We start from the raw sequence: 2,986 nt of genomic DNA on the forward strand, positions 1-2,986 counted from the left end.
GTATGTTCTTTGAAAACTAGATAACAGTGTAGCTCATATTTTTTTAATTTTAGTTTGGTTAAGTTAGAAAGGGCGCACGGTGGATGCCTTGACACTAGGAGTCGATGAAGGACGGGACTAACGCCGATATGCTTCGGGGAGCTGTAAGTAAGCTTTGATCCGAAGATTTCCGAATGGGGAAACCCACTATACGTAATGGTATGGTATCCTTACCTGAATACATAGGGTATGGAAGACAGACCCAGGGAACTGAAACATCTAAGTACCTGGAGGAAGAGAAAGCAAATGCGATTTCCTGAGTAGCGGCGAGCGAAACGGAACATAGCCCAAACCAAGAGGCTTGCCTCTTGGGGTTGTAGGACATTCTATACGGAGTTACAAAGGAACGAGGTAGACGAAGCGACCTGGAAAGGTCCGTCGTAGAGGGTAACAACCCCGTAGTCGAAACTTCGTTCTCTCTTGAATGTATCCTGAGTACGGCGGAACACGTGAAATTCCGTCGGAATCTGGGAGGACCATCTCCCAAGGCTAAATACTCCCTAGTGATCGATAGTGAACCAGTACCGTGAGGGAAAGGTGAAAAGCACCCCGGAAGGGGAGTGAAAGAGATCCTGAAACCGTGTGCCTACAAATAGTCAGAGCCCGTTAATGGGTGATGGCGTGCCTTTTGTAGAATGAACCGGCGAGTTACGATCCCGTGCGAGGTTAAGCTGAAGAGGCGGAGCCGCAGCGAAAGCGAGTCTGAATAGGGCGTTTAGTACGTGGTCGTAGACCCGAAACCAGGTGATCTACCCATGTCCAGGGTGAAGTTCAGGTAACACTGAATGGAGGCCCGAACCCACGCACGTTGAAAAGTGCGGGGATGAGGTGTGGGTAGCGGAGAAATTCCAATCGAACCTGGAGATAGCTGGTTCTCCCCGAAATAGCTTTAGGGCTAGCCTTAAGTGTAAGAGTCTTGGAGGTAGAGCACTGATTGAACTAGGGGTCCTCATCGGATTACCGAATTCAGTCAAACTCCGAATGCCAATGACTTATCCTTAGGAGTCAGACTGCGAGTGATAAGATCCGTAGTCAAGAGGGAAACAGCCCAGATCGCCAGCTAAGGTCCCAAAGTGTGTATTAAGTGGAAAAGGATGTGGAGTTGCTTAGACAACTAGGATGTTGGCTTAGAAGCAGCCACCATTTAAAGAGTGCGTAATAGCTCACTAGTCGAGTGACTCTGCGCCGAAAATGTACCGGGGCTAAATACACCACCGAAGCTGCGAATTGATACCAATGGTATCAGTGGTAGGGGAGCGTTCTAAGTGCAGTGAAGTCAGACCGGAAGGACTGGTGGAGCGCTTAGAAGTGAGAATGCCGGTATGAGTAGCGAAAGACGGGTGAGAATCCCGTCCACCGAATGCCTAAGGTTTCCTGAGGAAGGCTCGTCCGCTCAGGGTTAGTCAGGACCTAAGCCGAGGCCGACAGGCGTAGGCGATGGACAACAGGTTGATATTCCTGTACCACCTCTTTATCGTTTGAGCAATGGAGGGACGCAGAAGGATAGAAGAAGCGTGCGATTGGTTGTGCACGTCCAAGCAGTTAGGCTGATAAGTAGGCAAATCCGCTTATCGTAAAGGCTGAGCTGTGATGGGGAAGCTCCTTATGGAGCGAAGTCTTTGATTCCCCGCTGCCAAGAAAAGCTTCTAGCGAGATAAAAGGTGCCTGTACCGCAAACCGACACAGGTAGGCGAGGAGAGAATCCTAAGGTGTGCGAGAGAACTCTGGTTAAGGAACTCGGCAAAATGACCCCGTAACTTCGGGAGAAGGGGTGCTTTCTTAACGGAAAGCCGCAGTGAATAGGCCCAAGCGACTGTTTAGCAAAAACACAGCTCTCTGCGAAGCCGTAAGGCGAAGTATAGGGGGTGACACCTGCCCGGTGCTGGAAGGTTAAGGAGAGGGGTTAGCGTAAGCGAAGCTCTGAACTGAAGCCCCAGTAAACGGCGGCCGTAACTATAACGGTCCTAAGGTAGCGAAATTCCTTGTCGGGTAAGTTCCGACCCGCACGAAAGGTGTAACGATTTGGGCACTGTCTCAACCAGAGACTCGGTGAAATTATAGTACCTGTGAAGATGCAGGTTACCCGCGACAGGACGGAAAGACCCCGTGGAGCTTTACTGTAGCCTGATATTGAATTTTGGTACAGTTTGTACAGGATAGGCGGGAGCCATTGAAACCGGAGCGCAAGCTTCGGTGGAGGCGCTGGTGGGATACCGCCCTGACTGTATTGAAATTCTAACCTACGGGTCTTATCGACCCGGGAGACAGTGTCAGGTGGGCAGTTTGACTGGGGCGGTCGCCTCCTAAAGTGTAACGGAGGCGCCCAAAGGTTCCCTCAGAATGGTTGGAAATCATTCGTAGAGTGCAAAGGCATAAGGGAGCTTGACTGCGAGACCTACAAGTCGAGCAGGGACGAAAGTCGGGCTTAGTGATCCGGTGGTTCCGCATGGAAGGGCCATCGCTCAACGGATAAAAGCTACCCCGGGGATAACAGGCTTATCTCCCCCAAGAGTCCACATCGACGGGGAGGTTTGGCACCTCGATGTCGGCTCATCGCATCCTGGGGCTGTAGTCGGTCCCAAGGGTTGGGCTGTTCGCCCATTAAAGCGGTACGCGAGCTGGGTTCAGAACGTCGTGAGACAGTTCGGTCCCTATCCGTCGTGGGCGTAGGAAATTTGAGAGGAGCTGTCCTTAGTACGAGAGGACCGGGATGGACGCACCGCTGGTGTACCAGTTGTTCTGCCAAGGGCATAGCTGGGTAGCTATGTGCGGAAGGGATAAGTGCTGAAAGCATCTAAGCATGAAGCCCCCCTCAAGATGAGATTTCCCATAGCGTAAGCTAGTAAGATCCCTGAAAGATGATCAGGTTGATAGGTTCGAGGTGGAAGCATGGTGACATGTGGAGCTGACGAATACTAATAGATCGAGGACTTAACCATATAATATG

General features: G+C 51.2%; 1 rRNA gene. It reads left to right on the forward strand.

The features are described from left to right. Window positions 1-56 precede the first annotated feature (56 nt). Window positions 57-2,978 (forward strand): 23S ribosomal RNA (locus ACLBXA_RS29270). The last annotated feature ends 8 nt before the right edge of the window (window positions 2,979-2,986 follow it).

The organism is Bacillus sp. D48C, assembly GCF_053345735.1.